Raw genomic sequence first — 16,459 nt, forward strand, 5'->3', positions numbered from 1 at the left:
GGGCGTCCGAAATGCAGGGTACTTACGATCCGACACTGGTGGTCTTGTCCATCCTGATCGCCGCACTGGCCAGCTACGTGGCCATCGAATTCGCCGGCCGCATCTTCGCGCGCCGCGACCAGCGCGGCCGCTGGCTCACCGCCGGCGCCGTGGCCATGGGCAGCGGCATCTGGTCCATGCACTTCGTGGGCATGGCCGCCTTCACGCTGCCCATCCCGGTCAGCTACGACCTCTGGATCACCGTGGGCTCGTGGCTGGCGGCGGTGGCCGTGTCGGGCCTGGCCCTGCACCTGGTCAGCCGCGGCCCGCTGAGTGCCGGCACCGTCACGCTGGGCGCGCTGGCCATGGGCGCGGGAGTCTGCATCATGCATTACGCCGGCATGGGCGCCATGCGCATGGATCCGGGCCTGGGCTACGACCTGCCGTGGTTCATCGCTTCGGTGCTGATCGCCGTGGGCGCCTCGGCGGCCGCGCTGGTCATCGTGGCCCGCCTGCGCACCGTGCGCAGCTGGCGCGACGTGGGCCTGCGCACCGCCGCCGCCGCGGTGATGGGCCTGGCCGTGGCCGGCATGCACTACAGCGGCATGGCCGCGGTGCAGTTCGACCCGAACGCCTTCTGCGCCCCGGGCAACCTGCTCGCCGGCGACGCCATCGCCACGCCGACCGTGCTGGCCAGCCTGCTGGGCCTGGGCTTCGCGCTGTTCTTCGCCCTCTCCGACGCCCGTGCCGTGGTGCAGGCCAAGCGCGCCGCCCGCGCCGAGGCCGAGCGCCTGAACGAGCTGGCCTTCGTGGACCGCGAGACCGGCCTGGTCAACCGCGCCCGCTTCGGCCAGCAGCTGGTCGAGGCGCTGCGTCGCCAGCCGGTGTCGAGCGTGGCCAGCATCCGCGTGCTCGATGCCCGCGGCGAGGAAGCCAAGGATCGCGTGGCCACGGCGGCGGCGGTGCTGGCGCCGCTGCAGTCCAGCGGCCTAGTGCTCGCCCGCACCTCGCCGGCCCAGCTGATGGTGCTGGCCGAGGGCCTGTCGGCCGAAGCGGTTCGCAGCTCCCTGCTGCCGGGCTGGCGCCGGCTGGCCGCGGGCCTGGCGGGGCAGGGCGTGCAGCTCGCCTTCGGCCTGGCCGAGGCGCCGGCCGACGGCGACAACGCCCAGGCCCTGATGCTGCGCGCCGCCTCGCGCAGCGCCGAGCGCGAGGACGAGCCCGCGCCGGAGCCGCGCCTGGGCGCGATGGCCGCCTTCCTGGCCGCCGGCCCGGCCGTGCGCGACAGCGCGGCCTGAGCCCCGCGCGGGGATGCGGCGGGCGGCCGGGGCGATAAACTCGCCCCATGCCGTCCGCCCTCGAAACCGCCCCGCTTGAACTGGCCACCGCGCTGCCCGCCCGCTACTACGCGGGCGAGGCGGCGCACGCGCGCGACCTGCGCGCCATATTCGGCCGCAGCTGGCAGCTGGTGGCGCGCGCCGACCAGCTCGAGGCCGCCGGCGACCACGTCGTCGACACCGTCGGCAGGCTGCCGGTCATCGTGGTGCGTGGCGCCGACGGCGAACTGCGCGCCTTCGCCAACGTCTGCCGCCACCGCGCAGGCCCGCTGGCCTTGTGCAATGGCAAGGGCGCCCGCGCGCTGCACTGCAAGTACCACGGTTGGAGCTACACGCTCGAGGGCCAGCTGCGCTCGGCGCCGGAGATGCAGGACGCGAAGGACTTCGACGTGTCCACCATCCGCCTGCCTTCGCTGCGCGTGGCGCAGTGGCAGGGCCTGGTCTTTGTCTGCGCCGACGAGGCGACGCCGGCCTTCGAAGAGGTGTATGGCGGCATCGCCGGACGCATCGCGCCCATCGACCTGTCCGCGCTGCGTTTCGCCCGCCGTGACCACTACGACCTGGCCTGCGACTGGAAGGTGTACGTGGACAACTTCCTCGAGGGCTACCACCTGCCGCACGTGCACCCGGGCCTGTCGAAGGTGCTCGACTACCGCGCCTACGACACCGAGCTGCATCCGTGGAAGTCGCTGCAGCATTCGCCGCTGCGCGACGCCGGCGGCGCCAACGCCTACGGCGAAGGCGAGGCGTTCTACTGGTTCGTCTATCCGAACGTGATGCTCAACATCCTGCCCGGCCGCCTGCAGACCAACCGCGTGCTGCCGCTGGGGCCGGGGCGCTGCCGGGTGGAGTTCGATTACTTCTATGCGCCGGGACCCGACGGCGAGGCGCTGGCGCAAGCCGACCGCGAGTTCAGCGACGAGGTGCAGGCCGAGGACATCGCCATCTGCGAGGCCGTGCAGCGCGGGCTCGACTCGGGCAGCTACGAGGCGGGGCGGCTGTGCCCCAAGCGCGAGTCGGCGCTGTGGCACTACCACCAGCAGCTGCGCGCGGCCTACGCCGACGACGAGGCCCGCTGATGCGCGACCCGCGCCACGACATCCTGTTCGAGCCGGTGCGCATCGGCCCGGTGGTGGCGAAGAACCGCTTCTTCCAGGTGCCGCACTGCAACGGCATGGGCCACGCCATGCCGCTGGCGCACGCCGCGATGCGCGAGGTGAAGGCCGAGGGCGGCTGGGCGGTGGTGTCCACCGAGGAGTGCGAGATCCACCCCAGCTCCGACCTCACGCCCTATGTCGAGGCGCGGCTGTGGGACGACCGCGACATCCCGGCGCTGGCGCTGATGTGCGAGAAGGTGCATGCGCACGGCGCGCTGGCGGCGGTGGAGCTGACCCACAACGGCCCGGCAGCCTCGAACCTGTTCTCGCGCGAGGTCCTGCTGGCGCCCTCGCACCAGCCCACCAAGTACGGCTATCCGCAGCAGGCGCGGGCGATGGACAAGGCCGACATCCGCGAATACCGGCGCTGGCACCGAGAGGCGGCCGTGCGCGGCATGAAGGCGGGCATGGACATCGTGTACGTGTACGCGGCGCACGACTTGTCGCTGGCCATGCACTTCCTGCAGCGGCGCCGCAACCAGCGCACGGATGAATACGGCGGCTCGCTGGAGAACCGCGTGCGCCTGCTGCGCGAGCTGGTCGAGGACACGAAGGACGCCGTGGGCCACCGCTGCGGCGTGGCCCTGCGCTTCGCCACCGAGGAGATGCTGGGCCCGGAGGGCGTGGAGCTGGCCGAGGCGCGCGACATCGTGGCCATGCTGGCCGAGCTGCCGGACCTGTGGGACGTGAACGTCAGCGCCTGGTACAACGACTCGCTGCCCTCGCGCTTCGGCGGCGAGGCGGCGCAGGAGCCCTTCGTCAACTTCGTCAAGCGCGCCACGAGCAAGCCGGTGGTGGGCGTGGGGCGGTTCACGTCGCCCGACACGATGGTGTCGCAGATCCGCCGCGGCGTGCTCGACATCATCGGCGCGGCGCGGCCGTCGATTGCCGACCCGTTCCTGCCGCGCAAGATCGAAGAAGGCCGGCTCGACGACATCCGCGAGTGCATCGGCTGCAATGTCTGCGTGTCGGGCGACAACACCGTCTCGCCCATCCGCTGCACCCAGAACCCGTCGATGGGCGAGGAGTGGCGCAAGGGCTGGCACCCGGAGCGCATCGCGCCGGCGCGCAAGCCAGAGAAGGTGCTGGTGGTCGGCGGCGGCCCGGCCGGCCTGGAGGCGGCGCGGGCGCTGGGCCAGCGCGGCTTCGAGGTGGCGCTGGCCGAGGCTTCGAAAGCCTTGGGCGGCCGCGTGGCGCGCGAGGCGAAGCTGCCCGGCCTGGCCGAGTGGGGGCGGGTGCGCGACTGGCGCGTGGGTCAGATCAACAAACTGCGCAACGTGGCGGTGTACCTGGACTCGAGGCTGTCGGCGCAGGACGTGCTCGACTTCGGCGCCGCACATGTCGTCGTCGCCACCGGTGCCCGCTGGCGGCGCGATGGCGCGGGGCGCACGCACGGCGCGGGCCTCGCCGGCCTGGCCGACGCCGCCAATGTGTTCACGCCCGACGACCTGATGGACGGCCCGCTGCCCGAAGGCAGCGTGGCCGTGTACGACGACGACGGCGGCTACCACGCCACCGTGCTGGCCGAGGCGCTGGCGCGGGCCGGGCGGCAGGTGCACTTCGTCACGCCCGAGGACGTGGTGGCGCCCTGGGGCCAGTTCACGCTCGAGTACCGGCACGTGCGCAAGCGCCTGGCTTCGCTGGGCGTGCAGGCGCGGGTGTCGCAGGTGCTGCGCGCGCTCGACGGGCACGAACTGGTGCTCGAGGACGCCTGGAGCGGGCAGACGCAGCTGCTGCACGTGGACGCACTGGTGAGCGTCACCTCGCGGCTGCCGGAGGATGCGCTTTACCACGCGCTGCTGGCCCGCGAGGCCGACTGGGCCGATGCCGGTGTTTCAAGCGTCACCCGCATCGGCGATGCCGAGGCGCCGGGGCTGATCGCCCACGCGGTGTACGCCGGGCATCGGTATGCCCAGGAGCTGGGCGAGGCGAAGGTGGGCGAGGTGCCGTTCAAGCGGCACTTCCACCACGCCGGGGAGTGAAGCCCGGCCTTATAATTGGCGGCTCACCCGTTCCCCGAGCCCGCCCATGAACGCCAAGCACCGCAAGCCGCTTCCCGGCACCTCCCTGCACTGGTTCGACGCCCGCGAGGCGGTCGAGGCCCTGCAGCCGGGCGCCTGGGACGGGCTGCCCTACACCTCGCGCGTGCTGGCCGAGAACCTGGTGCGCCGCTGCGATCCGGCCACGCTCGACGACTCGCTGCGCCAGCTCATCGAGCGCCGGCGCGACATGGACTTCCCCTGGTTCCCGGCCCGCGTGGTCTGCCACGACATCCTGGGCCAGACGGCGCTGGTGGACCTGGCCGGCCTGCGCGACGCCATCGCCGACCAGGGCGGCGACCCGGCCCAGGTGAACCCGGTGGTGCCGGTGCAGCTGATCGTGGACCACTCGCTTGCGGTCGAATGCGGCGGCTACGACCCGGATGCCTTCGCCAAGAACCGCGCCATCGAGGACCGCCGCAACGCCGACCGCTTCCACTTCATCGACTGGACGAAGCTGGCGTTCAAGAACGTGGACGTGATCCCGCCGGGCAACGGCATCATGCACCAGATCAACCTGGAGAAGATGTCGCCGGTCATCTACGTCCAGGACGGCGTTGCCTTCCCCGACACCTGCGTGGGCACCGACAGCCACACGCCGCACGTGGACGCGCTGGGCGTGATCGCCATCGGCGTGGGCGGCCTCGAGGCCGAGAACGTGATGCTGGGCCGCGCCTCGTGGATGCGCCTGCCCGACATCATCGGCGTCGAGCTGACCGGCAGGCCGCAGCCGGGCATCACCGCCACCGACATCGTGCTCTCGCTCACCGAGTTCCTGCGCAAGCAGAAGGTGGTGGGCGCGTACCTCGAGTTCCGCGGTGAAGGCGCCGCGGCCCTGACCCTGGGCGACCGCGCCACGATCTCCAACATGGCGCCCGAGTACGGCGCCACCGCGGCCATGTTCTTCATCGACGGCAACACCCTCGACTACCTGCGCCTGACCGGCCGCAGCGACGAGCAGGTGGCGCTGGTGGAGAACTACGCCAAGACCGCCGGCCTGTGGGCCGACGCCCTGGCCACCGCGCAGTACGAGCGCACGCTGCACTTCGACCTCTCGGGCGTGGTGCGCACGATGGCCGGCCCCTCGAACCCGCACGCGCGCGTGGCGACCACCGACCTCGCCGCCAAGGGCATCGCCGGCAACATGGAGGCCGCACGCGCGCAGGAAGCCGAGGGCCTGATGCCCGACGGCGCGGTGATCATCGCCGCCATCACCTCGTGCACCAACACCTCCAACCCGCGCAACGTCATCGCGGCGGGCCTGCTGGCGAAGAAGGCGAACGCGCTGGGCCTGGTGCGCAAGCCCTGGGTGAAGAGCTCGCTGGCGCCGGGTTCGAAGGCCGTGGCGCTCTACCTCGAGGAAGCGGGCCTGAAGACCGAGCTCGAGAAGCTGGGCTTCGGCATCGTCGCCTTCGCCTGCACCACCTGCAACGGCATGAGCGGCGCGCTGGACCCGAAGATCCAGCAGGAAATCATCGATCGCGATCTCTACGCCACCGCCGTGCTCAGCGGCAACCGCAACTTCGACGGCCGCATCCATCCCTACGCCAAGCAGGCCTTCCTGGCCTCGCCGCCGCTGGTGGTGGCCTATGCCATCGCCGGCACCATCCGCTTCGACATCGAGCGCGACGCGCTGGGGCACCGCGCCGACGGCACGCCGATCCTGCTCAAGGACCTGTGGCCGAGCGACGCCGAAATCGACGCGATCGTGAAGGCGGCCGTGAAGCCCGAGCAGTTCCGCGCCGTGTACGAGCCGATGTTCAAGATCGCCGTGGAGAGCGCCGCGAAGGTGAGCCCGCTCTACGACTGGCGCGAGATGAGCACCTACATCCGCCGCCCGCCCTACTGGGAAGGCGCGCTCGCCAAGCCGCGCACGCTGCAGGGCCTGCGCCCGCTGGCGCTGCTGGGCGACAACATCACCACCGACCACCTCTCGCCCTCGAACGCCATCCTGGCCGACAGCGCCGCCGGCGAATACCTGGCGAAGATGGGCCTGCCCGAAGAGGACTTCAATTCCTACGCCACGCATCGCGGCGACCACCTGACCGCGCAGCGCGCCACCTTCGCCAACCCCACGCTGCTCAACGAGATGGCGGTGGTGGACGGCGCGGTGAGGAAGGGCTCGCTGGCGCGCGTGGAGCCGGAAGGCAAGGTGATGCGCATGTGGGAGGCGATCGAAACCTACATGGACCGCGGCCAGCCGCTGATCATCATCGCCGGCGCCGACTACGGCCAGGGTTCGAGCCGCGACTGGGCCGCCAAGGGCGTGCGCCTGGCCGGCGTGGAGGCCATCGTCGCCGAGGGCTTCGAGCGCATCCACCGCACCAACCTGATCGGCATGGGCGTGCTGCCGCTGGAGTTCCTGCCCGGCACCACTCGCAAGACCCTGGGCCTGGACGGCACCGAGACCTACGACGTACTCGGCGAGCGCGCCCCCCGCGCCACGCTGACCCTGGTGGTGAACCGCCGCAACGGCGAGCGCCTGGAAGTACCCGTGCGCTGCCGCCTGGACTCCGACGAGGAAGTCTCGATCTACGAAGCCGGCGGCGTGCTGCAGCGCTTCGCCCAGGACTTCCTGGAGTCGGCGAAGGTCGCCTGAATCCACTGACGGCAGGACGGGTCTTTGGTGCATTGCCGGGGCCCGGGGGCCGGCGTAAACTTCGATGGCAATCTTTGCCATAGGAGTCCGCCATGGCCACCATGAACATTTCGCTGCCCGACGACCTGAAGGCGTTCGTCGATGCCCAGGTGGCCGAGCACGCCTACGGCTCGAGCAGCGAATACCTGCGCGAGCTGATCCGAAAGCAGCGTGACATCGAGAAGCTGCGCGGCCTGCTGATGGAAGGCCTGGAGTCCGGGCCGCCGGTGCCCATGGAGGCCGATTTCTTCGACAAGATGCGTGCGCAGGCCAGGGCCAGGGCGCGCGCGAAGTGAGGCGGGTGCGCTGGCACCCCCTTGCGCTGGGCGATGTCTCCGAAGCCGCGGCCTGGTATGGCGTACAAGGCGGCGTTGCGCTGGAGACCGCCTTCGCCGACGAGCTCGAAACGGCCCTCGGGCGTCTCGCCAGCAACCCAGGCATCGGATCGGGCCGGTACGCCGATCTGCTGAGGATCGAGTCGCTGCGCCATTGGCCGATGCACACGTTCCCCCACCTGATTTTCTACTTCGACCGCGAACCCCATCTCGATGTGTGGCGCGTGCTGCATTCGCAACGCGATGTCGCCGGATGGATGCACGGCTCCAAGGAACCCAAATGACCCACGCACCGCAGCTCAAGATCCCCGCCACCTACCTGCGCGGCGGCACCTCCAAAGGCGTGTTCTTCCGCCTCGGGGACCTGCCCGAAGCCGCGCGCGTGCCCGGCCCGGCGCGCGATGCGCTGCTGATGCGCGTCATCGGTTCGCCCGATCCGTACGGCAAGCACACCGACGGCATGGGTGGCGCCACCTCGAGCACCAGCAAGTGCGTGATCCTCAGCAGGAGCACGCAGCCCGGCCACGACGTGGACTACCTCTACGGCCAGGTGTCGATCGACACCGCCTTCGTGGACTGGAGCGGCAACTGCGGCAACCTCAGCACCGCCGTGGGCCCCTTCGCCATCGCCAACGGCTTCATCGACAAGTCGCGGCTGCCGGAGAACGGCGTGTTCCCGGTGCGCATCTGGCAGGCCAACATCGGCAAGACCATCGTCTGCCACGTGCCCATCACCAACGGAGAAGTGCAGGAAACCGGCGATTTCGAGCTCGACGGCGTCACCTTCCCGGCGGCCGAGATCGTGCTCGAGTTCATGGACCCGGCCGACGAGGGCGAGGACGGCGGCGCGCTGTTCCCGACCGGCAACCTGGTGGACGTGCTGGAGGTCCCGGGCGTGGGCAGCTTCGAAGCCACGATGATCAACTCCGGCATCCCGACGATCTTCGTGCGCGCCAGGGACATCGGCTACACCGGCACCGAGCTGCAGGACGCCATCAACGGCGACCCGGCCGCGCTCGCCCGCTTCGAAACCCTTCGCGCGCACGGCGCCGTGCGCATGGGCCTGATCAAGGACGTGGGCGAAGCGGCCAAGCGCCAGCACACGCCCAAGATCGCCTTCGTCGCGCCGCCCGTTGATCACGTCGTCAGCAGCGGCAAGCGCCTCGCCGCCGCCGACATCGACCTGTGCGTGCGCGCGCTGAGCATGGGCAAGCTGCACCACGCCATGATGGGCACCTGCGCCGTGGCCATCGGCACCGCCGCGGCCATCCCGGGCACGCTGGTGAACGAGGCCGCCGGCGGCGGCCCGCGCCAGGCCGTGCGCTTCGGCCACCCCAGCGGCACCCTGCGCGTGGGCGCCGAGGCCGCCCACGAGGGCGGCCAGTGGGTCGTGCGCAAGGCCATCATGAGCCGCAGCGCCCGCGTGCTGATGGAAGGCGCGGTGCGCGTGCCCGCCGACAGCCCGCCGGCGTGAATCGTCCGGGACCGGCAATTATGTATCAATTATTCTCATATTGATAATATTGTGGCGGCTGATATTATCGATTTTCCCTAAATTGATAACTGCCGTGGCCATCCCTGAGTCCCCGCCCAGCCTAGCCGACCTTGCCCGGACCGACCCGGCGGCGTTTGCCCGTGCGTTCGCGCTCCAGGCGGGCCTCGACGACATGCGCTACATGCACTGGGACGAACTGCGGCACCGGCCACCGCCGGCCGGCGCCACCTCTTCCGACTGGTGGTTCGCCCTGAAGCTCCGGCGCACGGGCGCACTGCGGCCCCTGCCATTCACTGACCGTCACGGCAATCCGTTCCAGTTCGGTATGACCGACTGCATCGTGGAGCTGTTGCACCGGATCGACATGGCCCTGGGTGGCAGGCGTGACGCCCTCAGCGGGTTGGCCACCAGCGAGATGCGCGATCGCTATCTGGTCAGCGGTCTGATCGAAGAGGCCATCACTTCGAGCCAGATGGAAGGTGCCTCGACCACCCGACAGGTCGCATCGGAAATGCTGCGCTCGGGACGCGCGCCGCGGACCCCGAGCGAACAGATGATATTCAACAACTACCGAGCCATGGAGTTCATCCGTAGCCAGGACCGGGAAACACTGACCCCGGCGGTAGTTCGCGAGATCCAGCGCATACTCACCCTGCACACGCTGGAAAGCCCCGAGGACGCCGGTAGGCTGCAGCTTCCGGGGGAACCGCGCGTCAAGGTCATGGACAACATCGATGGCGCCGTGCTGCATGAGCCGCCAGATGCCTTCGAGCTGCCGGAGCGCCTTCAGCGGCTGTGCGATTTCGCCAACGGCCAGGCCCACCACCTCGGTTACGTGCATCCCGTGGTGCGCGCGATCCTGCTGCACTTCATGCTGGCATACGACCACCCGTTCGTGGATGGCAATGGCCGCACGGCGCGGGCACTTTTCTACTGGGGCATGCTCAACCAGGGCTATGAACTGGCTGAATTCCTGTCGATCTCCCGTGTTCTCAAGCAAGCCCAGGGCCAGTACAAGCGGGCCTTCCTGCATACCGAGACCGACGGGAACGACGTCACCTATTTCGTCATCCACCAGCTTCGTGCCCTTGAAAAGGCGATCGATTCGCTGCGGGCGTACCTCGACGAGAAGACGAAGCAGCTCGAGCAGATCGACCGGCGCATGCGCGCGGAGCAAAAACTGAACCACCGACAGCGGGCCTTGTTGGCCCACGCGCTGCGCCACCCTGGCTTTCGTTACACCATCGAGTCCCATCGCGCGAGCCATGCGGTTGCCTTCGCAACCGCACGTGCCGACCTCCTCGAATTGGCGTCAAAGGGCTTTCTCGATGAACGGGAACGCTCGGGGCGAACCCGAATCTTCTCGGCCCCCGCCGATCTTGGGAACCGTCTGGGCGCAGCGCCGGCGTGAACCGGCGCACACGCGCGCTCGGTTAAACTCCGCGCAACACACTGCAGGAGCCCGCCATGTCCCTTTCCGGAAAGACCATCGCCGTCACGGGCGCCTTCGGCTTCCTCGGCAGCGCGGTGGTCCAGCGGCTGCTCGCGCAGGGCGCCACCGTCGTCGCCATCGACGTGGCCGCCGCGCCGCGCGACCCGGCCTCGCTGGGCGCCGCCCACGTGCACGGCGGCGTCGACCTCGGCGACGGCGCCGCGGCGAAGGCCGCCTTCGACGCCATCGCCCGCGCCCACGGCGGCCTGCACGGCCTGGTGAACATCGCCGGCGGCTTCGCCTGGGAGAAAGTGCAGGGCGGCGCGCTCGCCACCTGGGACAAGCTCTACCAGATGAACCTGCGCACGGCCGTCGCCGCCACCCAGGCCGCGCTGCCGCACCTGCCGGACGGCGGCCGCATCGTCAACATCGGCGCCAACGGCGCGGTGAAGGCGGGCGCGGGCATGGGCGCCTACGCCGCCTCGAAGGCCGGCGTGATGCGCCTGACCGAGGCGCTGGCCGAGGAACTCAAGGACCGCGGCATCACCGTCAACGCGCTGCTGCCCAGCATCATCGACACGCCGGCCAACCGCGCCGACATGCCCGACGCCGATGTCGGCCGCTGGGTACAGCCAGCGCAGCTGGCGGCCACCATCGCCTTCCTGCTTTCGGACGAGGCCGCGGCCATCACCGGCGCCCTGATCCCGGTGACCGGCCGGGTCTGAGCCCGTGCCGGCTCCACGCCGGCTTCACATCCCCGGGTGAGACTGCGGCAAGGGCGTCCGCGCCGCGGATGCCAGCGCGTTCCCGATGACAAGGGAGCAGGGGAGCAACACATGAAGTCGACCGGGAAGCTCGCGTCGTCGCTGGTCCTGGGGGCCGTCCTGGCCGGTGCGCCGGCGGCGGCGCAGGACGCCATCGTGTTCCAGGGCGTACGCGTGTTCGATGGCGTCGGGCCGGCGCTGAGCGAGCCCACCAACGTGCGCGTGAGCGGTAACCGCATCGAGGCCATCGGCCCGACGGTATCCACCGAGGGCGCGCGCGTCATCGACGGCCGGGGCCGCACCCTGATGCCCGGCCTGATCGACGTGCACGTGCACATGACCTTCAGCGCCATGGACATGGCCACGCTGCAGTCGCCCGAACTCACGCCCGAGTCGGCGGGCCGCGCCGCCGCCGTGGGCGCAGAGCAGATGCTGCTGCGCGGCGTCACCAGCGTGCGCGACATGGGCGGGCCGGTCTTCCCGCTCAAGGCCGCCATCGACGCCGGCAAGGTGAAGGGCCCGCGCATCTGGCCCTCGGGCGCGCACCTGAGCCAGACCTCCGGCCACGGCGACCTGCGCGCGCCGCACGAAGGCCCGCGCCGCTTCACCGGCAAGCTCTCGCGCGCCGAGCAGCTGGGCGCCACCTGGATCGTCGACGGACGCGACGACGTGCTCACCGCCACGCGCGAGAACCTGCGCTTCGGCGCCAGCCAGATCAAGATCATGGCCGGCGGCGGCACCAGCTCGGACTACGACCCGCTCGACGTCACCCAGTACACGCTCGACGAAATGCGCGCCGCTGTCGAGGCCGCCGACGACTGGAACACCTACGTCACCGTGCACGCCTACCACGCCAGGTCGGTGCGCCGCGCCATCGAAGCCGGCGTGAAGTGCATCGAGCATGGCCAGCTGCTCGACGACGAGACCCTGGCGCTGATGGCCGAGAAGGGCGTGTGGCTGAGCCTGCAGATGCTGCAGGAGGATTCGGAAACCATGGCGCCCTCGCGCCGCGCCAAGCGCAAGCCGGTGATCGATGCGCAGCAGCACGTCTGGGCCCGGGCGAAGGCCGCCGGCGTGAAGCTGGCCTGGGGTACCGACATCCTGTTCGATCCGGCGGTGAACAAGGAGCAGACCGCCTACCTGCTCCGGCTCAGGCCCTGGTTCACGCCGGCCGAAATCCTCAAGCTCGCCACCCACGACAACGCCCAGCTGCTGGCGCTTTCCGGCCCGCGATCGCCCTACCAGGGCGAGCTGGGCGTGGTGCGCGAAGGCGCGCTGGCCGACCTGATCCTGGTCGACGGCGACCCGCTGGCCAATCTCGAACTGGTCGCCGACCCGACGAGGAATTTCGTCGTCATCATGAAGGACGGCGCCCTCATCAAGGAGCCGAAATGAAAACCACGCCGCTGCTGCTCGCCCTCGCGCTCGCCGCGCCCGCCCACGCCGACGAGGGCGAGTGGACGGGACAGGTGACGCCCTACCTCTGGGGCTCGGCCCTGGGCGGCACGCTCACGCCCTTCACCGGCGCGCCCACCGTCAGCATCAACAAGTCCTTCAGCGAGGTGCTGGAGGACAGCGACGGCGCCTTCTTCATCTCGGGCTTCGCGCGCCGCGACCGGCTGGTGCTGCTGGCCGACTTCAGCACCTCGTCTTCGTCGAAGGAGGGCCGGGTGCCGCCCGGTGTCCCGGCCGAGGGCAAGCTGGAGCAAAGCTCGCTGACGCTGGCCGCGGGCTGGCGGGTGATGGACGAGGAGCGCTTCACGATCGACCTGCTCGCCGGCCTGCGCCGCTGGGACATCGATGCCCAGGTGGACGTGCCGCTCGTGGGCGTGTCGCGCTCGCCGGGCCTCACCTTCACCGACCCGCTGGTGGCCGCGCGCGCGAACATCGCGCTGTCGCCGAAGTGGTCGCTGCTGGGTTACGTCGATGCCGGCGTCGGCGGCTCGGGTTCGGATAGCACCTACCAGTGGCTCGCCACGCTCAACTACCAGCCCGGCGAGCGCTGGGTCTTCAGCGGCGGCGTGCGCGTGCTGAGCCTCGACTACCGTGACGGCGGCACGCGTCTCGACGCGCGCCTGGCCGGCCCGCTGCTGGGCGCGAGCTGGCGGTTCTAGCCCGCGTCGTCCGCGAGCACGTGCGGGGGCCAGCACGGCGTGAGCCCGCTGCTGGCCAGCGGATACGCGCAGGCCGCGAGATGGGCGCTGCCATCGGCCTCGATGCGTACCCAGGCGGCCTGGCGGAAGCGACGCGCCAGCGCATCCACCGGCTGGCCCTCGCCGCCGATGACCAGGAACCCCGGCTCGTTCCAGCTGCCGTCTTCGCTGCCGCCGTCGGAGGGCAGGCGCGGCAGGCCGAGCGCGTCGATGGCTTCGGCGAGCGCGGCGTTCGCGGCAGCATTCTCCTGCGCCGACTGCGTCTGCCCGAACGGGTTCTCGCCGGTGACCAGGCCGCCGTGCGTGGCGCCGTGGCGCGCGAGCACCGCGGCCATGGCGGGATTGGGCTGGCCGAGCTGCAGGTCGATGCGCTGGCCCTGGTCGTAGACGCGGTAAACGGCGTCGGCGAAGGCGGCCATCATGGCGGGCGGGGGTGGGTAGGTGGCGTGTGGGCTCATGCGAAGAGCATACCCCTCTCCCCAACCCCTCTCCCGCAAGCGGGAGAGGGGCTCAAAGCGCGCTTGTCTCCCCTCTCCCGCTTGCGGGAGAGGGGCCGGGGGAGAGGGCCGCTTTTCGCTATCCTCCCCCCATGCACGCCCCCGCCTTCCTCCTGCGCACCACCCTGCGCCTCCTCCTCAAGCCCGTCCTCACCCCGCGCTTTGGCTATCCCTTCCAGCGACGCTGGATGCAGGCCCTTTCCGCCATCGGCGTGTTCCCCCAGGGCATCACGCGCGAAGATCAAACCCTGGGCGGCATCGCCTGCGAAACCTGGCGCGACCCGCGCGCCCCGGCCGTGCGCGAGGGCGCCGTGCTCTACCTGCACGGCGGCGGCTACACCACCGGTTCGCCACGCACGCATCGCACGCTGGGGGCCTGGCTGGCGCGGCAGTGCGGCGTGCCGGTGCACGTGGCCGATTACCGCCTTGCGCCCGAGCATCCATTCCCCGCCGCGCTGCACGATGCGCTGGCGGTTTACCGCGAGCTCGCCGCGCGCGGCCCGGTCGTGGTGGCGGGCGACTCCGCCGGTGGTGGCCTGGCGCTCGCGCTGGCGCTGGAGCTGCGCGAACAGAACCTGCCGGCGCCGGCGGCGCTCGTGCTGCTGGCCCCGCTGGGTGATCTTCGCGAAGAGACGGCGCTGGCACCGCCCAAGGGCGAGGCGATACTGAATCCGACTTGGGCCCGCAGCAACCACCGCGCCTACGCCGGCCACGATCTCGCCAACCCCAAGGTCTCGCCGCTGCTGGCCGACCTGCGCGGCCTGCCGCCCACGCTGGTGCAGTTCGGCAGCGACGACCTGCTGCGGCCGCAGTGCGAGGCGCTGGTGGAGAAACTGCAGGCGTCCGGTGTCGACGTGGTGCGCGACTTCAGCGAGGGCGTCTGGCATGTGTTCCAGCTGCATGCCGGGCAACTGGCGGCGGCGGATGCGGCGGTGGCGCGCATTGGCTGGTTCGTGTCGCGCGCGCTCGATCGCGCGGGCCCTCTCCCCCGGCCCCTCTCCCACAAGGGGAGAGGGGAGCAAAGCACTGTAAGCCCCTCTCCCTTCGTGGGAGAGGGGTTGGGGAGAGGGGGCCGCCCCACCCACGACGTCGTGATCCTGGGCGCCGGCATGTCCGGCCTCTGCGCCGCCATCCAGCTGCAGAAGGCCGGCCTGCACGACTTCGTCATGCTCGAGCAATCCGAAGGCCTCGGCGGCACCTGGTGGGACAACCGCTACCCGGGCGCACAGGTGGACGTGCCCGCGCCGGCCTACAGTTTTTCCTTCGCGCCCAACCCGCGCTGGCGGCAGCGCTTCGCCAACGCGCCCGAAATCCACGAATACCAGCAGGCGCTGGCCGACAAACGCGGCCTCAGCGCACGCCTGCGCCTGGGCACGCGCCTGACCGAAGCGCATTTCGACGAAGCCTCCGGCCTGTGGCACCTGCAAACGAATAGTGGCGACACGCTGGTGGCGCGCCACTTCATCTGCAGCACCGGCCCGCTGAGCCAGCCGCGCTGGCCCGACATCCCGGGCCTGGACCAATTCCAGGGCTTCAAGCTCCACTCCGCGCGCTGGGATGCCAACGCGCCGCTGGCCGGCAAGCGCGTGGGCGTGATCGGCACCGGCTCGACCGCCGTGCAGCTGGTGCCGCCCATCGCGCGCGAGGCCGCCAGCCTGCAGGTGTTCCAGCGCACGCCGAACTGGATCCTGCCGCGCCTCGAGCGCCGCTACTTCTGGTTCGACGGCCTGCTCGCGCGCCTGCCGCCTTATGCCTGGGCGGTGCGCCATGGCTGGGTGTGGTTCCTCGAGCTCGGCCGCCGCGGTTTCCAGGACGGGACGCTGATGCGCCGCTTCATGCTCTGGTGGGCGGCGCGCCACCGCCGCGTGCAGCTGCCCGACCCGGCGCTGCGCGCGAAGCTCGAGCCCAGCTACCCGCTGGGCTGCAAGCGCATCATCTATTCCAGCGATTACTACCCGACGCTGGTGCAGCCGAACGTGCGGCTGGTGACCGATGGCATCGAGCGCCTCACGCCCACCGGAATCCGCACGGCCGACGGCCAGGACATTCCGCTGGATGCCCTGGTCTGCGCCACTGGCTTCGACACCGTGCACCCGCTGCAGTCGCTGCAGGTGCGCGGCCGCGACGGCCGCACCCTGGCCGAGGCCTGGAAGGACGGCCCCGAGGCCTTCCACGGCATCCACGTGGCCGGCTTCCCGAACCTCTACCTGATGCTGGGGCCGAACACCGCCACCGGCCACACCTCCACGCTGCTCTTCATCGAGCCGGCGGTGCGCCACGCCATCGAGTGCATGCGCGCCGTGGAAGAGGGCGGCCACCAGGCCATCGAGGTGCGCGAAGAGGCCATGCGCGGGCACAACGCGGCGCTGCAGGCGCGCCTGGGCCGCTCGGTGTGGGCGCAGTGCCGCAGCTGGTACCGCATGGACGACGGCAAGGTGGTGGCCATCTTCCCGGGCCACACGCGGGAGTACGTGCAGGGCCTGCGGCGAGTGGGCTGGGGCGCATTCGAGTTCAGCGGCTGAGGCCGATCCCCTCTCCCCAACCCCTCTCCCGCAAGGGGAGAGGGGCTCACATCGCGAGCCTTGCTCCCCTCTCCCCTTGCGGGAGAGGGGCCGGGGGAGAGGGCCACGCCCCGT

General features: G+C 70.7%; 13 protein-coding genes. 12 read left to right on the forward strand and 1 reads right to left on the reverse strand.

The window, feature by feature from the left end:
- Positions 1 to 11: 11 nt before the first annotated feature.
- The 11 genes from ABS41_RS04840 (at position 12) to ABS41_RS04890 (ending at position 13,287) form a co-directional block, all read left to right on the forward strand.
- Positions 12 to 1,274: an MHYT domain-containing protein gene (locus ABS41_RS04840; RefSeq protein ID WP_290591437.1), complete on the forward strand. Its 1,263-nt coding sequence runs from the start codon at positions 12 to 14 to the stop codon at positions 1,272 to 1,274.
- A 47-nt stretch (positions 1,275 to 1,321) separates the two neighbouring features.
- Complete coding sequence (locus ABS41_RS04845) at positions 1,322 to 2,392, forward strand: aromatic ring-hydroxylating dioxygenase subunit alpha (protein ID WP_290591440.1); 1,071 nt, start codon at positions 1,322 to 1,324, stop codon at positions 2,390 to 2,392.
- A complete protein-coding gene (locus ABS41_RS04850) occupies positions 2,392 to 4,452 on the forward strand; it encodes an FAD-dependent oxidoreductase (protein WP_290591443.1) in 2,061 nt (686 codons plus the stop codon). The genes ABS41_RS04845 and ABS41_RS04850 overlap by 1 nt, the downstream gene beginning before the upstream one ends.
- 46 nt (positions 4,453 to 4,498) lie before the next feature.
- The gene (gene acnD / locus ABS41_RS04855; protein ID WP_290591446.1) at positions 4,499 to 7,108 is read left to right on the forward strand and encodes a Fe/S-dependent 2-methylisocitrate dehydratase AcnD; all 2,610 of its coding nucleotides are present in this window, start codon (positions 4,499 to 4,501) and stop codon (positions 7,106 to 7,108) included.
- Positions 7,109 to 7,200: 92 nt separating this feature from the next.
- Entirely contained in the window at positions 7,201 to 7,443 is a 243-nt protein-coding gene (locus ABS41_RS04860) for a type II toxin-antitoxin system ParD family antitoxin (protein ID WP_290591449.1), read from the forward strand.
- Between the two features lie 5 nt (positions 7,444 to 7,448).
- Positions 7,449 to 7,766, forward strand: coding sequence for a type II toxin-antitoxin system RelE/ParE family toxin (locus ABS41_RS04865; protein ID WP_290591452.1), 318 nt, complete (start codon positions 7,449 to 7,451; stop codon positions 7,764 to 7,766).
- Positions 7,763 to 8,956: a 2-methylaconitate cis-trans isomerase PrpF gene (gene prpF, locus ABS41_RS04870; RefSeq protein ID WP_290591455.1), complete on the forward strand. Its 1,194-nt coding sequence runs from the start codon at positions 7,763 to 7,765 to the stop codon at positions 8,954 to 8,956. Before ABS41_RS04865 ends, prpF begins: the two co-directional genes overlap by 4 nt.
- Before the next feature lie 94 nt (positions 8,957 to 9,050).
- Positions 9,051 to 10,388 (forward strand): Fic family protein, encoded by a 1,338-nt coding sequence (locus tag ABS41_RS04875; protein WP_290591458.1) that lies wholly within the window; start codon positions 9,051 to 9,053, stop codon positions 10,386 to 10,388.
- 56 nt (positions 10,389 to 10,444) lie between these two features.
- Positions 10,445 to 11,134 carry an SDR family oxidoreductase gene (locus ABS41_RS04880; protein ID WP_290591461.1) on the forward strand — a complete coding sequence of 230 codons (690 nt, stop codon included), beginning with the start codon at positions 10,445 to 10,447 and terminating at the stop codon, positions 11,132 to 11,134.
- A gap of 111 nt (positions 11,135 to 11,245) precedes the next feature.
- A complete protein-coding gene (locus ABS41_RS04885; protein ID WP_290591463.1) occupies positions 11,246 to 12,568 on the forward strand; it encodes an amidohydrolase family protein in 1,323 nt (440 codons plus the stop codon).
- Positions 12,565 to 13,287, forward strand: a complete 723-nt coding sequence (locus ABS41_RS04890) for a hypothetical protein (protein ID WP_290591465.1) — start codon at positions 12,565 to 12,567, stop codon at positions 13,285 to 13,287. The genes ABS41_RS04885 and ABS41_RS04890 overlap by 4 nt, the downstream gene beginning before the upstream one ends.
- Here ABS41_RS04890 and ABS41_RS04895 read toward each other — a convergent pair.
- Positions 13,284 to 13,784 (reverse strand): DUF3293 domain-containing protein, encoded by a 501-nt coding sequence (locus ABS41_RS04895; RefSeq protein WP_290591468.1) that lies wholly within the window; start codon positions 13,782 to 13,784, stop codon positions 13,284 to 13,286. The two genes, ABS41_RS04890 and ABS41_RS04895, sit on opposite strands and share 4 nt — an antisense overlap.
- Before the next feature lie 131 nt (positions 13,785 to 13,915).
- On the opposite strand from ABS41_RS04895, the gene ABS41_RS04900 reads away from it, so the two are divergent.
- A complete protein-coding gene (locus tag ABS41_RS04900; protein WP_290591471.1) occupies positions 13,916 to 16,345 on the forward strand; it encodes an alpha/beta hydrolase fold domain-containing protein in 2,430 nt (809 codons plus the stop codon).
- Positions 16,346 to 16,459 lie beyond the last annotated feature (114 nt).

Source organism: Arenimonas sp. SCN 70-307 (genome assembly GCF_001724815.1).
Lineage (GTDB): Bacteria > Pseudomonadota > Gammaproteobacteria > Xanthomonadales > Xanthomonadaceae > Arenimonas.

Coding starts and splice junctions, on each gene's coding strand:
- ABS41_RS04850 (WP_290591443.1), top strand. CDS start 2,392: ATGCGCGACCCGCGCCACGACATCCTGTTCGAGCCGGTGCGCATCGGC.
- ABS41_RS04885 (WP_290591463.1), top strand. CDS start 11,246: ATGAAGTCGACCGGGAAGCTCGCGTCGTCGCTGGTCCTGGGGGCCGTC.
- ABS41_RS04890 (WP_290591465.1), top strand. CDS start 12,565: ATGAAAACCACGCCGCTGCTGCTCGCCCTCGCGCTCGCCGCGCCCGCC.
- ABS41_RS04880 (WP_290591461.1), top strand. CDS start 10,445: ATGTCCCTTTCCGGAAAGACCATCGCCGTCACGGGCGCCTTCGGCTTC.
- ABS41_RS04895 (WP_290591468.1), bottom strand. CDS start 13,784: ATGAGCCCACACGCCACCTACCCACCCCCGCCCGCCATGATGGCCGCC.
- ABS41_RS04840 (WP_290591437.1), top strand. CDS start 12: ATGCAGGGTACTTACGATCCGACACTGGTGGTCTTGTCCATCCTGATC.
- ABS41_RS04860 (WP_290591449.1), top strand. CDS start 7,201: ATGGCCACCATGAACATTTCGCTGCCCGACGACCTGAAGGCGTTCGTC.
- acnD (WP_290591446.1), top strand. CDS start 4,499: ATGAACGCCAAGCACCGCAAGCCGCTTCCCGGCACCTCCCTGCACTGG.
- ABS41_RS04845 (WP_290591440.1), top strand. CDS start 1,322: ATGCCGTCCGCCCTCGAAACCGCCCCGCTTGAACTGGCCACCGCGCTG.
- prpF (WP_290591455.1), top strand. CDS start 7,763: ATGACCCACGCACCGCAGCTCAAGATCCCCGCCACCTACCTGCGCGGC.
- ABS41_RS04900 (WP_290591471.1), top strand. CDS start 13,916: ATGCACGCCCCCGCCTTCCTCCTGCGCACCACCCTGCGCCTCCTCCTC.